The organism is Serratia sp. TSA_7 (genome assembly GCF_052692135.1).
On record NZ_JBQZFU010000002.1, the window covers coordinates 252671 to 271214 of the forward strand.

An 18544-nucleotide genomic window follows, 5' to 3' on the forward strand; every position below is an offset into this window, starting at 1 on the left:
TGATTCGGGTAAGTGAGCACAGCCAACACAGATGCGGCGTCAAGTATGACGGGGGTTACTGATATTTTTTCGTGCGCCGCGTGGGGGCGGTATTCGCCGGATCATCCGGCCACACGTGTTTCGGGTAGCGCCCTTTCATCTCTTTCTGCACTTCCCGGTAGGCACCTTGCCAAAACGCTGCCAGATCGCCGGTGATTTGCAGCGGCCGGTGTGCCGGTGAGAGTAACTCAAGCACCACCGGGATGCGACCCTCGGCCAGCATTGGGCTGCGCTGTTCACCGAACACTTCCTGTAAACGCACCGCCAATGCCGGCGGTTTGCCGGCATCATAGCGAATCGGCAAACGGCTGCCGGTCGGCACAGTGTAATGAGTGGGCAGCGCATTATCCAGCCGCTGCTTTTGCTGCCAGTCCAGCAGGCGCGCAAGGGCTTCGGCGATATTGACCTGCTTCAACCCGCGCATATCGCGTACGCCACTCAGGGAGGGCAGCAGCCATTGCTCCAGCCGATCCAGCAACGACTCATCATCGACCGCTGGCCAGGCAGCCTCCGGCAGCCAATTTTGCGCACACTGCAAACGCAGACGCAGCTGTTCGGCGGCGGTATCCCAGTTGAGCACCGCGATACCCTGGGCGCGTACCCAGTTGAGCAGCGCCAGTTGCAATTCCTCATCGGCCGGTTTGGCCAACGGCTGCGCCCGCAGCGTCAGACGGCCAATCTGCTGGCGTTTCCAGGCTCGCAGCGTGCCCTTTTCTTCATCCCACTCCACCGCAGTTTGCTGGGAAACGATCGCCGGCAGTTGCGCCGCCAGCGCATCAATCTCCACCGGCAGCGCCAGCAGAATGCGCGCATCGGGGCTGTTGTGGCCCTGCAGCAGGCTTGGCGCGATCAGCCACGGCGCACGCGACAGCGCCTCATCCTGATTCATCGCCGCCCCCATGCCGTTGGCCAGCAGGTAACGGCCATCCTGACCGCGCCGCTGGGCGATGCGGTCGGTAAACGCCAACGCCAGCAGGCTCGGCGCCAAATCTGCATCAATCTGCCCGCTTCGCGGCTGCAAACGCCGCGCTAACTGGGCAGCGCGGCGCTGCCAGTTTGGCTGTAGGCGGCTCAGCCAGTAGCCGATATCCATCTGACCGCTACGCGGTGGCTCTTCCAGCAACGCCGCCAGCGCGGCAGCGGTCGCCAACCCATCCGTCCCCCGCTCTGCACCCTGGGTCAGCATCGCCGCCAGCCGGGGCTCACAACCCAGCATAGCCATCTGCCGGCCCCGTGCGGTTAATTTGCCGCCGTCGTCGGTAGCGCCAAGGTGTTGCAGCAGCTTTCTTGCCGCCGCCAGCGCCGTCTCCGGCGGCCGATCGAGCCAGGTCAGTTGCCCAACGTCATGGCAGCCCCACTGCAACAGCTCCAGCCAGAAACCGGCGAGATCGCTTTGCAGGATTTCCGGTTCGGCATGTTCCGCTGCCCGCTCTGCCTGCTCTTTGGCAAACAGGTGCCAGCAAATACCGGGTTCCAGACGCCCGGCACGGCCGGCACGCTGGATCATCGACGCCTGGCTAATGCGCTGCGTCACCAGCCGCGTCAGGCCGTTACGCACGTCATAACGCGCCACGCGCTCCAGCCCGCTGTCTACCACCAACCGAATGCCTTCGATGGTCAGGCTGGTTTCGGCGATGTTGGTCGCCAGCACCACCTTGCGACGCCCGGCCGGCGACGTTTGAAGCGCTTTTTGCTGCTGCGCCAGCGGCAATGCGCCATACAACGGGCACAGGTCGGTATCGGCCGCCACCTCGCCGTTCAGCCGCTCCAGCACCCGATTGATTTCCGCCACGCCGGGCAGGAACAGCAGCAGCGATCCGCCCTGTTCGGACAGCAGGCGTTTCACCGCCGCCGCCACGCCATCCTCCAGCCGTTGATGGCTGGCCAATGGCTGATATTGGCGTTCAACCGGGAAGCTGCGCCCCTCGGACACCACCACCGGCGCCTGCGGCAGCAGCTGCGTCATACGAGCGTTATCCAGGGTCGCCGACATAATCAGCAGTTTGAGATCCTCACGCAGCCCCTGTTGCACGTCCAGCAACAGCGCCAACGCCAGATCGGCCTGCAGGCTGCGTTCATGGAATTCATCGAGGATCACCAGCGAGACGCCCTGCAGCTCGGCATCCTGCTGTAACATGCGAGTGAGAATGCCTTCGGTCACCACCTCCAGCCGGGTATGCGGCCCGCTTTTGCTTTCGGCGCGCATGCGGTAACCCACGGTCTGGCCCGGTTCTTCCCCCAACTGTTGCGCCAACCGATACGCCACGTTCTTCGCCGCCAACCGGCGCGGCTCCAGCATGATGATGCGGCCCGGCAGGCCGGCTTTAGCCAGGATCTGCAGCGGTAACCAGGTCGATTTACCGGCGCCGGTTGGCGCGTGCAGCAACACCTGCGGGGCGGATTGCAGCGCAGTGAGCAATTCATCAAGAACCGCACTGACGGGCAGTGAAGACACAGAACTCTCCGTAGTGGTTAACATTGGGCGGCGCACATTGTAGCATTAGACTCTGCGTTTCATTCATTTGCCGGGTATCTATGTCCAGTTCGCGCCGCCTGTTTTTCGCCCTGACCTTACCTGATGCACTGCAGCAACAGGTGATTCGCTGGCGCGCCGAAGCTTTCACGCCCGAAGCCGGTCGGCCAGTCGCCGCGGCCAACCTGCATCTGACGCTGGCGTTTCTCGGTGATGTCAGCGCGCAAAAGGAAACCGCGCTGAAAAATCTGGCCGGCCGCATTATCCAACCCGGCTTCAGCATGATACTGGACGATCTTGGCCACTGGCCGCGCCCTGGCGTGGTATGGCTTGGCACCCGCCGCGCACCGCGAGGGGCGTTGCAACTGGCGGAGCTGTTGCGATCGCAGGCGGCCCGCAGCGGCTGCTACCAAAGCCCGATGCCGTTTCATCCGCACATCACCCTGCTGCGCTCTGCAACGCAACCGGTAGCCGTGCCGCCCGCAACGCCGGGCTGGACCTTCAGCGCCGACTCCTTCACCCTGTACCAGTCGGTATTTGAGAACGGTCGCACGCGTTATCACCCGCTGGAACAATGGCCTTTAGCCCATCAGGATACCCCATGATTTTCACCCCACCGCTACGTTCCGCCACGCTGATTAAACGTTACAAACGCTTTCTGGCCGACGTGATTACCCCGGAAGGCGAAACTTTCACCCTGCACTGCGCCAACACGGGTGCCATGACCGGCTGCGCCACCCCGGGCGATACCCTTTGGTATTCCACTTCGGATAACGCCAAGCGCAAATATGCCCACAGCTGGGAGTTGACGCACACCCAACAGGGGGATTGGATCTGCGTCAACACCCTTCGCGCCAACGGATTGGTGCGCGAAGCCATTGAACAGAATTTAATCAATGAATTATCCGGTTACAGTAAAATCAGCGGCGAAGTAAGATATGGCAGTGAAAACAGCCGTATCGATTTGTTATTACAGGCAGAAAACAGGGTTAACTGCTATATTGAAGTTAAGTCAGTCACATTACTGCAACAACAACGTGGTTACTTCCCTGATGCGGTAACGCTCAGAGGACAAAAGCATCTGCGTGAGTTGCTCGGCGTGGTTGAAAGCGGGCAGCGGGCGGTTTTGTTTTTTGCTGTGTTACATAGCGGTATTGAACAGGTCGCACCGGCACATCATATAGATGAGCGTTATGCGGCACTGTTGGCACAGGTTCGGCAGTTGGGAGTAGAAGTCGTTTGTTATGGGGCTAAATTATCACCTGACGGTATATCTCTCTGCGATAAGTTACCGTTTTTTATCGATTAGCGGCACCGGGCACCAATAATTCAACAACCGGTCATCGCGTCGCCAAATACGCCTTCCTTCACAGCATTGTCAAGCAGGCGACAGGAATAATTGCCAACCTACCTTCCATCTGTTATTTATAGCGGCCTGTTTTTCCCCCGCATTGGGGATTCGATAGTGCGTGTGTATGTAGGAGAAGCAACATGCAAGAAGGGCAAACCCGTAAAACCTCGTCCTTGAGCATTCTCGCCATCGCTGGGGTGGAGCCGTACCAAGAGAAGCCGGGCGAAGAGTACATGAACGTCGCCCAGTTGAAGCATTTCAAGCTTATTCTTGAAGCGTGGCGCAACCAGCTCAGGGACGAAGTGGACCGTACTGTATCGCATATGCAAGACGAAGCGGCCAACTTCCCGGATCCGGTAGACCGTGCAGCGCAGGAAGAAGAGTTCAGCCTTGAACTGCGTAACCGTGACCGTGAACGCAAACTGATCAAAAAGATCGAGAAAACGCTGAAGAAAGTGGAAGACGAAGATTTCGGCTACTGCGACTCCTGCGGCGTGGAGATCGGTATTCGTCGCCTTGAAGCGCGTCCGACTGCCGATTTGTGCATCGACTGCAAGACCCTGGCAGAAATCCGCGAAAAGCAGATGGCCGGCTAATACAGTTGTTACCGCTGCGGTGTGCGTTCATACGCACACCGCACAGAGAAAAGGGAACCTTTCCCCTCTGATATGCAAGAAAGTCATTATGTGGGGCGCTTTGCCCCATCGCCTTCCGGAGATCTGCATTTCGGTTCGCTGATTGCCGCTCTGGGAAGCTACCTCCAGGCTCGTGCCCAACGCGGGCAGTGGCTGGTTCGCATTGAAGATATTGACCCTCCGCGCGAAGTCGCCGGTGCGGCCGCCTGTATCTTATCCGCACTGGAACACTATGGTCTCCTCTGGGACGGCCAGGTCATCTATCAATCCCAACGTCACGAAGCCTACCGCGCAACCCTGGATCAACTGCAACAACAGGGGCTTAGCTATTTCTGCAATTGCACCCGCAGTCGTATCCAGCAAATTGGCGGTTTGTATGACGGCCACTGCCGTGATTTGCATCTTGGTCCGCAGGGCGCCGCTATCCGTTTACGTCAATCCGCACCGGTTTACGCCTTTCACGATCGCCTGCAAGGCGAGTTGCGGGCCGATCCGGCTCTGGCGCGAGAAGATTTTATCATTCGCCGACGCGATGGGTTGTTTGCCTATAATTTGGCTGTGGTGGTTGACGACCATTTCCAGGGCGTGACCGAAATCGTACGCGGCGCCGATCTGATTGAACCGACGGTGCGCCAGATTGCGCTGTATCATCAGTTGCAGGCACCGGTCCCCGCTTATGTGCATTTGCCACTGGCGCTGGGTGCGAACGGCATCAAGCTGTCGAAGCAAAATCATGCGCCCGCGCTGCCCGAAGGCGATCCTCGTCCGGTGCTGATCGCCGCGCTGAAATTTCTGCGTCAACCGCTGCCGGAAAGCTGGCAAGATCTTGACCTGCCGTTATTATTGAGCTGGGCTATAGCACACTGGAAGCTGGAAAATGTGCCCCGCCAGGTGGATGAAAACACATCGGCATTCTCAAAGGAGCCATGGTGAGCTATGATTAGCCGCTATTTTTTGTTAGCTCCATTTTTATCAGTCACTATCGAGGTGTACCATTTTTACCCGAGTAGCCAATTTCTGCCGTAAGGTACTAATCCGCGATGACAAGCTGCCCCGCGAGGATGCGCCGGTGAGCGATAAAAAGGTAATCCGCGAAGAAAGCGTGGTGGCTGAACAACCTGCCGCGCCGCAACAACAACGGCACGCCGAAAGCGGTAGAGAAACCCCTGCCCGCCGGCCGGCGCCGCGCAAGCGCCCACCTTTTCCCGCAGCGGAGGGAACCGGCCCCATGACCGTGATCCCACGCGATCAGCATTCAATCTCACGCAAAGACATCAGTGAGAATGCGCTGAAGGTGTTGTACCGCCTGAACAAATCCGGCTACGAAGCCTATCTGGTCGGTGGCGGCGTGCGCGATTTGTTGCTCGGCAAAAAGCCGAAAGATTTCGACATCACCACCAACGCCACGCCAGATCAGGTGCGCAAGCTGTTCCGCAACTGCCGCCTGGTCGGCCGCCGTTTCCGTCTGGCGCACGTGATGTTCGGGCCGGAAATCATCGAGGTTGCCACTTTCCGCGGCCACCACGAGCAGCAAACCCCGGAATCAGACAAGAATTCTTCCCAGCAGGCCCAAAATGGCATGCTGTTGCGCGACAACATCTTCGGTTCGATCGAAGAAGATGCTCAGCGCCGCGACTTCACCATCAACAGTCTGTATTACGGCGTGGCGGACTTCACCCTGCGTGATTACGTTGACGGTATGCGTGACCTGCAACAGGGAGTGATTCGCCTGATCGGCGATCCGGAAACCCGCTACCGCGAAGATCCGGTGCGCATGCTGCGTGCGGTGCGCTTTGCCGCCAAGCTCGACATGAGCATCAGCGACGAAACCGCCGAGCCGATCCCACGCCTGGCGTCGTTGCTGCATGAGATCCCGCCGGCGCGTCTGTTTGAGGAATCGCTCAAGCTGCTGCAGGCAGGTTACGGTTACCCAACCTATTTGAAACTGTGCGAATACCAGCTGTTCCAGCCGCTGTTCCCGCAGATAGCACGCCACTTCACGCCTAGCCATGACACGCCGATGGAGCGCATTCTGGTGCAGGTGCTGAAGAACACCGATTATCGGCTGCAGAACGACATGCGCGTCAACCCGGCGTTCCTGTTTGCTGCTATGCTTTGGTATCCGCTGCTGGAACATGCGCAGAAACTGGCGCAGGAAAGCGGGCTGGCGTATTACGACGCCTTTGCGCTGGCGATGAACGACGTGCTGGACGAACAGTGTCGCTCGCTGGCGATCCCGAAACGCATCACCACGTTGGTTCGCGATATCTGGCAGTTGCAGTTGCGCCTGTCTCGCCGTCAGGGCAAGCGTGCGCACAAGCTGATGGAACACCCGAAATTCCGCGCCGCTTATGATCTGCTGGCGCTGCGCGCCGAAGTGGAAGAAAACCAGGAAATGCTGCGTCTGACCGAATGGTGGGGCGAGTTCCAGGAAGCCACGCCGGCGCGCCAGAAAACCATGTTGAGCACTTTGGGTGACGACCCCGCGCCACGCCGCGCCCGTCAGCGTCGCCCTCGCCGCCGGACGCCGCGTAAAGAAGGAGCATAATGATCCGCGTTTATATCGCGCTGGGGAGTAACCTGGCGCAACCGCTGCAACAGGTAAAAGCCGCACTGGAGGCGCTGGAGCATCTTCCGCGCACCCGACTGATCCTTTGTTCGTCGTTTTACCGCACCAAGCCGCTGGGGCCACAGAACCAGCCGGACTTTCTCAATGCGGTGGTGGCGCTGGATACTTTGCTGCCCGCCGAACAACTGCTCGATCATACCCAAGCGATAGAACGCAATCAGGGCCGTGTGCGCAAAGATGAGCGCTGGGGCCCGCGCACCCTCGATCTGGACATCATGCTGTATGGCGAGCAGGTTATTCATACCGATCGCCTGACAGTGCCGCATTACGGCCTGAAAGAACGCGAGTTCATGCTCTACCCGCTGGCGGAAATCGCCCCCGAGTTGGTGTTCCCGGACGGTGAGTCGTTGGCCAGTTGCCTGAAGCGCGTGCCGGAGAACGGCATGGAACTGTGGCATCAGCCCAAGCAAAAAGCCTGAATCGGGCGCAGCATGCGGCGCCCCCTACAGCCTCACCTGAGCGACAAACCCGCCTTCTGCCCGGTTGGCAAAGCTGATGCGCAGCCCGTGCAAACCGGCGATGCGCTGCACGATAGATAACCCCAGCCCGCTGCCGGTTTGCTCCTGGCCCGGCGGACGATAAAAACGCTCACCCAGCCGTACCAGGTGCTCCGCCGTTATCCCCGGTCCATTGTCTTCGACCGCCAGCAAACGCTCTGTAAGCCTCACAGTGACGGTGCCGCCCGCAGGCGTGTAACGTACCGCATTGTCCACCAAATTACGCACCAGCAGCGACAGCAGCAGCGCTTGGCCCTGTAACGGTGCCGGCATGCCCTGCTGTTCGTAACGCAACGTGACGCCGGCGGCGTGAGCATGACGATCCTGCTCCGCCAGCGTCATCGGCACTAGTCGGCTCCAGTCGACCGGCTCCAAATCGGCCAGATCCGACAGTGAATCCAGCCTCGACAGCGTCAGCAACTGATCGACCAAGCGAGTGGCACGATCGATGCTCACCGTCAGATTGTCCAGCGCATGTTCACGCATCGGCTCATCGTCACCGGCCAATTGCACCACTTCCGTCTGCACCCGCAGCGCCGCCAGCGGGCTACGCAGCTCATGGGCGGCATCTGAGGTAAAACGCCGCTCACGCACCAGCAACGCATTGATGCGCGCAAACAGCGCGTTCAGCGCATCCACCAGCGGCCTGACTTCGGTCGGTACCTGACGCGCATCCAGCGGCGTAGCGTCGTCAGGCGCCCGCTTGCGCAGCCCGGCAGCCACCACGCGCAGTGGCCGCAGTTCACGCCCTACCATCAGCGCGATCAACAGCATCAGGATCGGCAACGTCACCAGCCACGGCACCAGTTGCCCGGTTACCATACCCAGCGCCATATCCCGCCGGTAATCCCACTCCTGGCCGACCACGATACGATAGCGGCCGTCCGGGCTGGTCAGCCACAGCAGCCGCCAACTGTCGTCATCACCCCGCCGTTCGCCATCGGTAAAGCCTTCACGCTCGCCGTCAAAGCGGAAATCCGCGCCGCTTTCACCGTCATTGAGCAACATCTTGCCGTTACGGTCGAAGATGGCGAACGCCAACGCATCGTCATCCTGCTTGCCTCGCTTACCGTGGTGCACCAGCTTCTTGGTTTTCGGCAGGCTACGCACGCTTTCGTCGGCCAGCAAATCGCCCAGATTGGCGGTCGCCAAGCGCTTGGCAAACAGCATCTGCTGGGTATCAAACACTTCATTGATGTTGTTGCGCGTCATCATCCACGCCACCAGGCTGGCGGAACACCAGGTCACCAGCGCCAGCAGGCTGAAAATCAGGATCAGCCGCAGCCGCAAGCTGAGATGTTTCACTCTACCTCCCCCAACGTGTAGCCCACGCCGTGAATGGTACGGATAAAACCGTTACCCAACTTGCGCCGCAGGTGATGAATGTGCACTTCCACGGCATTACTGCTGACTTCGTCATCCCAGTTGTACAGTTTTTCCTGGATCAGCGATCGCGCCAGCACTCGTCCCTTGTTATGCAGGAACAGCTCCAGCACCGCCAGCTCACGCGGCGTCAAGGTTACCGGCTCGCCGTTGCAGCTCACGCTGCGAGTGGCCGAGTCAAACACCAGGTTGCCATGCACCAGTTGCGGCATCAGTTGGCCATGACGGCGGCGGATCAACGCCTGCAGGCGCGCCGCGACCTCCGTCAGGGCGAAAGGTTTGCACAGGTAATCATCGGCACCGCTCTGCAGGCCGCTGACCCGCTGCTCCAGCGCATCGCGCGCGGTAAGGATCAGCACCGGCACATCATGGCCGGCCTGGCGCCACTGGCGCAATAAATCCAGCCCATCCAGGCCCGGCAAGCTGAGATCGAGGATCACCGCATCGTAAGGTGCGCTTTCCAGCGCGCTTTTGCCGACCAACCCGTCGGTAAACCAGTCCAGATTAAAACCGAGTTTGGTCAACCCGGCCTTGATGCCGTCACCGATTAACTTGTCATCTTCTATCAGCAGAATTCGCATGCTCGTCCCTTTTTCGCCATTACATCACAAGGTTCTTAAGAACCCCTTAAGCTTCAGATCTGCGCTACCCACCCCGTTAGGGTTACAGTAGAATGACAACACTTTTTTGCAGCCAGGGCCCTGCGCGTACCGCGCGGCTCTATTCAGGAGACGTAGTGATGAAACCCACCACCGTGACCCATTTGCGCCAGTGGAAACAGGAGCAACGCAAGTTTGCTTCACTGACCGCCTACGATGCCAGCTTTGCTCAACTGTTTGAAGAGCAAGGCGTTAAAGTACTGCTGGTGGGCGATTCGCTGGGCATGACGCTGCAGGGCCACGACTCCACGCTGCCGGTCACCGTCGCCGACATCGCTTACCACACCCGAGCCGTACGCCGTGGCGCCCCGGCCTGCCTGCTGCTGGCTGACATGCCTTTCATGAGTTACGCCACCCCGGAACGGGCCTTCGCCAACGCCGCCGAACTGATGCAGGCCGGCGCCAATATGGTGAAACTGGAAGGCGGCAGTTGGCTGTGCGAAACGGTGAAAATGCTCACCGAGCGCGCCGTACCGGTATGCGGCCACCTCGGCCTGACGCCGCAGTCGGTGAACGTGTTCGGGGGCTACAAGGTGCAAGGCCGTGACGAGCTCGCCGCCAAACAACTGCTGGAAGATGCGCAAAATCTGGAGCTGGCCGGCATGCAACTGCTGGTGCTGGAGTGCGTACCGACCGAACTGGCGCGCAAGATCACCGAAGCGCTGTCCATTCCGGTGATCGGCATTGGCGCCGGCAACGTGACCGATGGCCAGATCCTGGTGATGCACGACGCCTTTGGCATTACCGGTGGCCATACGCCGAAATTCGCTAAAAACTTCCTGGCGCAAAGCGGCGATATTCGCCTGGCGGTGCAACAGTATATGCAGGAAGTGGAGCAAGGCGCTTACCCCGCTGAAGAACACTCTTTTAATTAAGCGATCGTTCCAGGAGCTATCAATGATTATTATCGAAACCCTGCCTTTGCTGCGTCAGCAGATCCGCCGCTGGCGCCAGGACGGCAAACGCATCGCGTTGGTACCGACCATGGGCAATCTGCACGAAGGCCATATGACGCTGGTTGATGAAGCCCGCGCGCGCGCCGACATCGTGGTGGTCAGCATTTTCGTGAATCCGATGCAGTTCGAACGCCCTGACGATCTGGCGCGCTACCCGCGCACCCTGCAGGAGGACAGCGAAAAGCTGACCCGCCGCAACGTCGACCTGGTGTTCGCACCGGCGCCGGCCGATGTTTACCCGCAGGGGCTGGAACAGCAAACCTATGTCGACGTGCCGGGCATTTCCACCATGCTGGAAGGCGCCAGCCGCCCCGGTCATTTCCGCGGCGTCGCCACCATCGTCAGCAAACTGTTCAACCTGGTTCAGCCGAATCTGGCCTGTTTTGGCGAGAAGGACTACCAGCAACTGGCGCTGATCCGCAAGATGGTGGCGGACATGGGGTACGACATCGATATCGTCGGCGTGCCGACCGTGCGCGCTAAAGACGGCCTGGCGCTCAGCTCGCGCAACGGCTACCTGACTGCCGAAGAACGCAAAATCGCCCCTCAGCTCAGCAAGATCATGAACGCATTGGCAGAACAACTCAGCAACGGCGAGCGCCACGTCGACGATCTGCTGGAGCAAACCGCCGCGCACCTGCGCGCCGCCGGTTTCACACCGGACGAACTGTTTATCCGTGACGCGGACAACCTGCAACCGCTGGGTGTTGAAAGCCAACGCGCAGTGGTACTGATGGCCGCCTGGCTGGGCAAGGCGCGCCTGATCGACAACCAGCAGGTTGACCTGACGCTGTAAGCTACTTTTTGTGCAATCGTCACTGTTTCAGCCCCTCTGAAAGTAGACATGGAGGGACTTATCGGTGACGATAAACGCCGGATGGATGTTCAACCTCAATCGCCTGTGAAGGCTGATACTCAGTTAGGTAAAGTTATGATACGTACTATGCTGCAAGGCAAGCTGCATCGGGTGAAAGTGACTCAGGCCGACTTGCACTATGAAGGCTCCTGCGCCATCGATCAGGATTTCCTGGAGGCCGCGGGCATTCTGGAATATGAAGCTATAGATATTTATAACGTTGATAACGGTCAGCGTTTCTCGACCTACGCCATCGCCGCTGAACGCGGTTCGCACATCATTTCGGTCAACGGCGCGGCGGCACGTTGCGCCTGCGTAGGCGACAAATTGATCATCTGCTCTTACGTGCAAATGAGCGATGCCGATGCCCGCCAGCACCACCCGAAAGTCGCCTATTTCGAAGGTGACAACAACCTGCAACGCAAAGCGAAAGCCGTGCCGGTTCAGGTAGCCTGAGAATAAAAACGGGCGCCTTTCAGCGCCCGTTTCCTGTTATTGCACCACCACCGCCCCCGGCTTGTTGGCTATCCTGTCCGCCATGGTCTGAATGGAGTCGGTACGCAGAATATACAGCCGCTTCAGCGTATATGGATTATCCCCCGGCTTTACCTTACCCTGCACCGTGGTCACCGCCATGTGGAAACCGGCGTCTTTCGCCGCCTGTATCGCCCGCTGATTGTAGCCGCCAAACGGATAGGATACGTACAACACGTGCGGATTAAACTGCGACAGCGCGCGGCGCGAACGCTCAAAATCGAATTCGATATTGTGCAGCGAACGGCTCAGCAGAATAGGCTGGCGGTTGCCGTCGGTACGGTGCAGGAAATGCGTATGTGACTGCACGTCGAACACGTCCTGTATCTGCTTCAGTTCGGAAATGCTCATAAACTGCAGCGAGTCCGGGTTCCACTTCTGCGGGTGGCGTTTGATGCGCGAAGAAATAATAAACGCCGTTGCGCGGAAACCGTAGTCCTTCAATACCGGATAGGCATAGCGATAGACCGACTTCAGCCCGTCATCAAAGGTCAACACCACCGCCTTGCCCGGCAGATTGATCTGATTCTTCAGGTAGGCTTCCAACTGGTACAGGGAAATGGTGTCATAACCGGCCTGCTTCAGGTAGGTCATCTGGTTGCTGAACGCCACGTCCGAAGTGGTGGTCGAGGTATGGCGGAAACGCTTGTTCTCTTCGTTTTTCAGCAGATGGTGGTAGGTCAACACCGGAATGCCGGTGTCGATTTCGCAATCCAGCTCGCTGATATAGCCCAGACGATCGCCAATATTGATCTCATACCAGGTATTGTTCAGCCGATCCTTCAGTTTGCCGATGATCGGATAACGCAGGTTCTCTTCCAGCACACCAAACACTTCGCTGGCGTTATCCGCCTTGGTATAGACGTTGATCGCCTTCTGAGTGATCAGGTTCTGATTGGTCAGCGGCTTATTCAGCTCACCGAGATCGTCTTGCACCTGGCGAGATTTTTTGAGGTTGCGCACGTCGTCTTTATCGATAAACCCCGTGCCGTGACCAAACTTGAATTCGTAATATTCCGCATCCGCCGGGAACACCTGAATCAGCTGCCCCTGCTTCACTTCTCCGACCGGGATAACATGCTCGCCAATCAGCGAATAAACCTCGCTGTCGCGTTGCGCTTCCATATATTCAGATTTAACAGCGCTGTCTTCCGACAACAAATTTGCCAGCGTCGCCGGAGAAGCGAGTGACATCAGGATGCCGAGTAGCCCAGCCGCTATCTTGTGTTGAGGCCGCATGGTTATGTTCTGCTTACGAGTGCGTGATAAAAATGGAGAAAATGTGGAGCGCCAGCATAGCACGATTTGAACATCGGGGAGAAAGGGGTTATGTGAGCAATTCTATTGATTTATGTGATGCCGGCTTCAGATCGATAACAGCGCCCCCGAACGCGGGTCCGGGGGCGTCAGTACATCAGGTGCGCAGGCCACGACCGCGCTCTATCAGGTACCAGGACAGCAGATAGAACACCAGGATAAACGCCACCAGCACCGCCATGGTCAGCACCAACGGCACATCACTGATGCCGAGGAAGCCGTAGCGGAAACCGCTGATCATATAGACGATCGGGTTCAGTTTGGACACCGCCTGCCAGAACGGCGGCAACAGCGTCAGCGAATAGAAAACCCCGCCCAGATAGGTCAGCGGCGTCAATACGAACGTCGGGATCAGGCTGATGTCGTCAAAGGTAGTGGCGAACACCGCGTTGATCAGGCCCGCCAGCGAGAACAGGATTGCCGTCAGCAGCAGCGTGAGCACAATCACCCACCAGGCATGCACCTGAAGCGGCACAAAGAACAGCGAGATCACCGTCACCAGCACGCCGACGCAAATGCCGCGCGCCACGCCGCCGCCGACGTAACCGGCAATCACCACATGAGTCGGCACCGGCGCCACCAGCAACTCTTCGATATTGCGCTGGAACTTGGCGCTGAAAAACGACGATGCGACGTTGGCGTACGAGTTGGTGATTACCGCCATCATAATCAGGCCGGGCACGATAAACTGCATGTAATCAAAACCGTGCATATCGCCAATGCGCGAACCAATCAGGTTGCCGAAGATGATGAAATACAGCGTCATGGTGATCACTGGCGGCACCAGGGTCTGGATCCAGATACGGGCAAAACGGTTGATCTCTTTGGCCCAGATACTCTGTAAAGCCACCCAATACAAACGCGTCATGCTTTTTCTCCATTACCGTTAACCAGGGTGACAAACAGCTCTTCCAGTCGGTTAGCCTTATTACGCATGCTCAATACCTGCACCCCCTGCGCGCTGAGCTGAGCGAACAAGCCGTTCAGGCCCTGCTCGCGCATTACTTCCACTTCCAGCGTCGAGGTATCCGTCAGGCGGTTGCGATAGCCATCCAGCTTCGGCAAGGGGCTTTTGGCCGCCAAATCGAGGATAAAGGTTTCGGACTTCAGCTTGGCCAGCAATCCTTTCATTGAGGTGTTTTCCACCAGTTCCCCGTTCTGGATAATGCCGATATTGCGGCACAGCATTTCCGCCTCTTCCAGATAGTGGGTCGTGAGGATAATGGTCGTGCCCTGGGCGTTCAGCTCTTTCAGGAAGCCCCACATGGAGCGGCGCAGTTCGATATCCACCCCAGCCGTCGGCTCATCGAGGATCAGCAGCTTTGGCTGGTGCATCAAGGCGCGGGCGATCATCAGACGGCGTTTCATACCGCCGGAGAGCATGCGGGCGCGTTCATCGCGCTTGCCCCACAGATCCAACTGGGTCAGGTATTTTTCCGCACGCGCCAACGCTTCGCGCCGGGTCACGCCGTAGTAACCCGCCTGATTGACCACAATCTGCATGACGGTTTCAAACGGGTTAAAGTTGAATTCTTGCGGCACCAGCCCGAGTTGGCGCTTGGCGTTAACGATATCTTTATCGATGTCATAACCGAACACCCGTACGCTGCCGGCCGTTTTGTTCACCAGCGAGCTGATAATGCCGATGGTGGTAGATTTTCCAGCGCCGTTTGGCCCTAACAGGGCATAAAAATCCCCCGCTTCGACGTTAAGATCGATCCCGCGCAATGCCTTGACGCCACCCGCGTAGGTCTTGGTCAACTGCGCTAATTCCAGTGCATAATTCATAAGTTAGAAAGTACCTTGTGACGATGAGTATGCTGCCGCGTCTTGTAATTAGAGATGATCTTATCATCAGCAGCGATTTCACTGAGGCGAATCCGTGCGGAAAAAAGCGTAACTGTTCCGATTTCCAAATTGTGACGCTTGTCCTATATTAGCCCAACGCAATCTGTTTGTTACAGGCCTATAACCCTCCATGAAAGAAATCGAAACGCTTATCGCCAACAACAAAGCCTGGTCGGCCAATATCAACCAGGAAGATCCAGACTTTTTTGAACGTTTATCCCAGGCGCAAAAGCCCCGCTTTTTATGGATAGGTTGCTCGGACAGCCGCGTCCCGGCAGAAAGACTGACCGGGTTGGAACCTGGCGAACTCTTTGTCCATCGCAATGTGGCAAACCTGGTGGTTCACACCGATCTTAACTGTCTGTCGGTCGTGCAGTATGCGGTGGATGTGCTGGAGGTTGAACATATCATCATCTGCGGCCATCTGGGCTGCGGCGGCGTAGAGGCCGCGGTGGAAAACCCGGAGCTGGGGCTGATCAACAACTGGCTGCTGCATATCCGCGACCTGTGGTACAAGCACAGTTCGCTGCTGGGCGAACTGGAACCGGAACAGCGCCTCGACGTACTGTGTGAAATCAACGTGATCGAGCAGGTCTACAACCTGGGTCACTCCACCATTATGCAATCGGCCTGGAAACGCGGCCAGAAAGTGACGATTCACGGTTGGGTGTACGGGATTCAGGACGGACGGCTGCGCGATCTGGAAGTGGCTGCCACCAGCCGCGAGAGCCTGGAAATGGGGTATCGCAAGGCGATGTCCAAACTGCAGCAGGACAAGGGCGTAAAAGCCTAAAGCGTTATCTTGCTCTCAATGTGGGCGCGGCCAAGCCGCGCCCCAGCCGATTACTCGTCCAGCAGCACCACTTTGCCGACGTACGGCAGGTGACGATAACGCTGAGCGTAGTCAATGCCGTAGCCCACCACGAACTCGTCCGGGATCGAAAACCCGACGAACTCCACCGGCACTTCCACCTCACGGCGCTCGGGTTTGTCCAGCAAGGTACAGATCGCTAGAGATTTCGGCCCGCGCAGCGCTAAAATTTCGCGCACTTTATTCAGCGTATTGCCGGAATCAATGATGTCTTCGACGATCAGCACGTCTTTGCCGCGGATGTCTTCATCAAGATCCTTGAGGATTTTCACATCGCGGGTGGTGGACATGCCGCTGCCGTAACTCGAGGCGGTCATAAAGTCGACTTCGTGCGGCACTTCAATCGTGCGACACAGATCGGCCATGAACATGAAGGAACCGCGCAGCAGCCCGACCAACACCATATCACTGCCGCTATCGCGGTAATGTTCGGTGATTTGACGGCCAAGTTCGGCGATACGGGTCTTAACTTCCTGCTCGGAAATCATTACGTCTACAGTGTGTTTCATAGGTTTCAGGTCAGTTGCCGGAAGAAGGGCGCAGAGTTTAGCATAGCCTGAAGCCGGTGGCGACGCGAGTGCGCCGCCACTTCTGCTCTAGTCGCTTACGGTAAAGCCCATCATCATGCCGGTATCCTCATGCTCCAGCAGGTGACAATGCGCCATATAGGCATGTTCACTGCTAGCCGGATGATCGAAACGCACCAGCACTTCACTGCGCCACCCCTCGACGCGCACCGTGTCTTTCCAGCCGCTGCGGTGAGCCGCCGGCGGCTTGCCGTTCTCCGACAGGATGCGGAACTGGGTGCCGTGGATATGGAACGGGTGCAGCATCATGTCGCCTTCGCCGGACAGGGTCCATTTCTCGTACTTGCCGCGTTTGGCTTCAAACGCCGGTTTGGTCATATCAAAGGCCTTGCCGTTGATCTTATTGCCGTGGCTGAAGTCGAAAGCCTTGGCGCCATGATCCATACCCTTCATGTTGCCGTGATCCATACCTTTCATGCTGCCATGATCCATGCCCTGCATATTGCCGTGATCCATGCCTTTCATGCTGCCATGATCCATGCCGGCCATTCCGCCATCGCTGGTGCTCATGCTGCCGTGATCCATGCTCATCCCGGCCATCGCCTGATGGCCGTAACGATCCATCAACGCCTGCATGCCCAGCTTGTCCAACTGCGGGTCCATCATCAGTTGCAGCCAGCGCTCCTGAAGCCCGGCCAGCGGCGGCAGCGCCGGCAGTTTCACCAGGCTGTCCGGCATCGTTTTGATTCCCTGCGCCAGCGAAGGCTGAATGCGCAACACCGGCAGCGGCTGGTCGAACGGTGCCAGCGTCATGCCCATCTGTTTGACCGGCTGCGTGACGATGTCGAACGGCTTGCCGTCCGAGGCATCCACCAGCACTTCAAAGCGTTCGCCCATCAGCATCGGCAATTCGGTCAGCTTCACCGGTTCGGCCAGGAATCCCCCGTCACTGGCGATAACGTATAGCGGCCGATTATCGCTGGCCGCCAGGTTCAGCGAGCGTGCATTGCAGCCGTTGAGAAAACGTAACCGCAACCAGCCGCGCGGCGCAACGTGCTGCGGATATTGGGCGCCGTTGGTGAACATACGGTCGCCGAACCAGCCAACTGCGGCGCTCATCACGTCCAGTTGGTATTCAATCTGTGCGTCTTTGCCCAAGCGTTTGTCCTGCAGGATCACCGGAATATCATCCAGCCCCCAGGTCTTCGGCAACGGCAGCTTACTGCTCTCGTCGTCTTCCAGCAGCACCAGCCCCGCCAGCCCCATCATCACCTGATGGCCGGTTTTGCCATGGGTATGCGGATGGAACCAACAGGTGGCCGCGGGCTGTTCGACAGTGAAACTCACTCTGCGCGTGGTACCCGGTTGAATCAGCGCCTGCGGGCCACCATCGACATCGCCGGGGATTTCCAACCCGTGCCAGTGGACCGTGCTGGCCTCCGGCAAGCCGTTTTTGATATCGACCGTCACCGGTTTGCCGCGTTGCAGCCGCACCGCAGGCCCCAGCAGCGCTCCGTTGACGCCCCAGGTTTGGGTCGCTTTGCCCGGCAACCAGTTCATTTCACCGGTTTGCAGCGCCAGCGCGATTTTTCCCTGTGCGTCCGGCATCAACAGCGGTGGGATCGGCAACGCCGGCAACCCGGCTGCCCACGCGCTTCGGCTCCACAGCGGTAAGGCGCTTGCCGCGCCCAGCGCAGCGGTCAATTTGATAAAATCACGGCGTAACATCGCTGACTCCCTTTTCTCAGTGATATGTACCCTATGGCTTTCAAGTTCCAGCTCATTCATCCCCTGTCAATCGGGGCGCTGGCGCAGGTAATAACGCCGCAGCTTGAAAGACAACAGGTATAACTTTCATGCCTGACAGCCTAAACCCTCCCCTTAGCGGAAGGTCAAGCCTTTGCTGCCGGTTATGTTATCCGCAAGTAATAAAATTTGGTGCCTTTACAGGCAAGTGTGATAACGTTTG

18 protein-coding genes are annotated in these 18544 nt (G+C 58.3%); 10 read left to right on the top strand and 8 right to left on the bottom strand.

Going from position 1 to position 18544, the window contains the following annotated elements; all coding sequences use genetic code 11:
- Window positions 1-55 precede the first annotated feature (55 nt).
- Window positions 56-2518 (bottom strand): ATP-dependent helicase HrpB, encoded by a 2463-nt coding sequence (gene hrpB / locus ACUTQW_RS10090; RefSeq protein ID WP_053230304.1) that lies wholly within the window; start codon window positions 2516-2518, stop codon window positions 56-58.
- A 56-nt stretch (window positions 2519-2574) separates the two neighbouring features.
- Here hrpB and thpR point away from each other — a divergent pair, with 56 nt between their 5' ends.
- From thpR to folK, 6 genes are all read left to right on the top strand, one after another.
- On the top strand, window positions 2575-3117 hold the full coding sequence (gene thpR, locus ACUTQW_RS10095) for an RNA 2',3'-cyclic phosphodiesterase (RefSeq protein ID WP_006327860.1): 543 nt from the start codon (window positions 2575-2577) through the stop codon (window positions 3115-3117).
- Window positions 3114-3821 carry a DNA/RNA nuclease SfsA gene (gene sfsA, locus ACUTQW_RS10100; RefSeq protein ID WP_006327861.1) on the top strand — a complete coding sequence of 236 codons (708 nt, stop codon included), beginning with the start codon at window positions 3114-3116 and terminating at the stop codon, window positions 3819-3821. The genes thpR and sfsA overlap by 4 nt, the downstream gene beginning before the upstream one ends.
- A 182-nt stretch (window positions 3822-4003) precedes the next feature.
- The gene (dksA, locus tag ACUTQW_RS10105) at window positions 4004-4459 is read left to right on the top strand and encodes an RNA polymerase-binding protein DksA (protein WP_004947862.1); all 456 of its coding nucleotides are present in this window, start codon (window positions 4004-4006) and stop codon (window positions 4457-4459) included.
- A 72-nt stretch (window positions 4460-4531) separates the two neighbouring features.
- Window positions 4532-5431 carry a tRNA glutamyl-Q(34) synthetase GluQRS gene (gene gluQRS, locus ACUTQW_RS10110; RefSeq protein ID WP_064799696.1) on the top strand — a complete coding sequence of 300 codons (900 nt, stop codon included), beginning with the start codon at window positions 4532-4534 and terminating at the stop codon, window positions 5429-5431.
- Window positions 5432-5492: 61 nt separating this feature from the next.
- Window positions 5493-7046 carry a polynucleotide adenylyltransferase PcnB gene (pcnB, locus tag ACUTQW_RS10115; RefSeq protein WP_071531479.1) on the top strand — a complete coding sequence of 518 codons (1554 nt, stop codon included), beginning with the start codon at window positions 5493-5495 and terminating at the stop codon, window positions 7044-7046.
- Window positions 7046-7546 (top strand): 2-amino-4-hydroxy-6-hydroxymethyldihydropteridine diphosphokinase, encoded by a 501-nt coding sequence (folK, locus tag ACUTQW_RS10120; RefSeq protein WP_004947882.1) that lies wholly within the window; start codon window positions 7046-7048, stop codon window positions 7544-7546. The genes pcnB and folK overlap by 1 nt, the downstream gene beginning before the upstream one ends.
- 24 nt (window positions 7547-7570) lie before the next feature.
- Here folK and qseC read toward each other — a convergent pair whose 3' ends face one another.
- Together qseC and qseB are read right to left on the bottom strand one after the other, a co-directional pair.
- On the bottom strand, window positions 7571-8929 hold the full coding sequence (gene qseC, locus ACUTQW_RS10125) for a quorum sensing histidine kinase QseC (protein WP_006327864.1): 1359 nt from the start codon (window positions 8927-8929) through the stop codon (window positions 7571-7573).
- A complete protein-coding gene (gene qseB / locus ACUTQW_RS10130; RefSeq protein ID WP_006327865.1) occupies window positions 8926-9588 on the bottom strand; it encodes a quorum sensing response regulator transcription factor QseB in 663 nt (220 codons plus the stop codon). Before qseB ends, qseC begins: the two co-directional genes overlap by 4 nt.
- A 158-nt stretch (window positions 9589-9746) precedes the next feature.
- Between qseB and panB the strand changes: the two genes are divergently transcribed.
- The 3 genes from panB to panD all read left to right on the top strand — a co-directional run bounded on the left by panB (window position 9747) and on the right by panD (window position 11934).
- Window positions 9747-10541: a 3-methyl-2-oxobutanoate hydroxymethyltransferase gene (gene panB / locus ACUTQW_RS10135; RefSeq protein ID WP_006327867.1), complete on the top strand. Its 795-nt coding sequence runs from the start codon at window positions 9747-9749 to the stop codon at window positions 10539-10541.
- A gap of 22 nt (window positions 10542-10563) precedes the next feature.
- Window positions 10564-11418: a pantoate--beta-alanine ligase gene (panC, locus tag ACUTQW_RS10140; RefSeq protein ID WP_020439729.1), complete on the top strand. Its 855-nt coding sequence runs from the start codon at window positions 10564-10566 to the stop codon at window positions 11416-11418.
- Window positions 11419-11553: 135 nt separating this feature from the next.
- Entirely contained in the window at window positions 11554-11934 is a 381-nt protein-coding gene (panD, locus tag ACUTQW_RS10145) for an aspartate 1-decarboxylase (RefSeq protein WP_004947897.1), read from the top strand.
- Between the two features lie 36 nt (window positions 11935-11970).
- On the opposite strand, the gene ACUTQW_RS10150 is transcribed toward panD, so the two are convergent.
- The 3 genes from ACUTQW_RS10150 to ACUTQW_RS10160 form a co-directional block, all read right to left on the bottom strand.
- On the bottom strand, window positions 11971-13251 hold the full coding sequence (locus ACUTQW_RS10150) for a polysaccharide deacetylase family protein (RefSeq protein WP_020439730.1): 1281 nt from the start codon (window positions 13249-13251) through the stop codon (window positions 11971-11973).
- Between the two features lie 175 nt (window positions 13252-13426).
- Window positions 13427-14197, bottom strand: a complete 771-nt coding sequence (locus ACUTQW_RS10155; RefSeq protein WP_004947902.1) for an ABC transporter permease — start codon at window positions 14195-14197, stop codon at window positions 13427-13429.
- The gene (locus ACUTQW_RS10160; protein WP_004947905.1) at window positions 14194-15117 is read right to left on the bottom strand and encodes an ABC transporter ATP-binding protein; all 924 of its coding nucleotides are present in this window, start codon (window positions 15115-15117) and stop codon (window positions 14194-14196) included. The genes ACUTQW_RS10155 and ACUTQW_RS10160 overlap by 4 nt, the downstream gene beginning before the upstream one ends.
- A 190-nt stretch (window positions 15118-15307) precedes the next feature.
- On the opposite strand from ACUTQW_RS10160, the gene can reads away from it, so the two are divergent.
- Complete coding sequence (gene can / locus ACUTQW_RS10165) at window positions 15308-15970, top strand: carbonate dehydratase (RefSeq protein WP_006327876.1); 663 nt, start codon at window positions 15308-15310, stop codon at window positions 15968-15970.
- Between the two features lie 50 nt (window positions 15971-16020).
- Here the strand turns inward: can and hpt are convergent, their stop codons facing one another.
- The gene (hpt, locus tag ACUTQW_RS10170) at window positions 16021-16557 is read right to left on the bottom strand and encodes a hypoxanthine phosphoribosyltransferase (protein ID WP_004947911.1); all 537 of its coding nucleotides are present in this window, start codon (window positions 16555-16557) and stop codon (window positions 16021-16023) included.
- An 87-nt stretch (window positions 16558-16644) separates the two neighbouring features.
- A complete protein-coding gene (gene cueO / locus ACUTQW_RS10175; RefSeq protein WP_006327878.1) occupies window positions 16645-18303 on the bottom strand; it encodes a multicopper oxidase CueO in 1659 nt (552 codons plus the stop codon).
- Window positions 18304-18544: the final 241 nt, after the last annotated feature.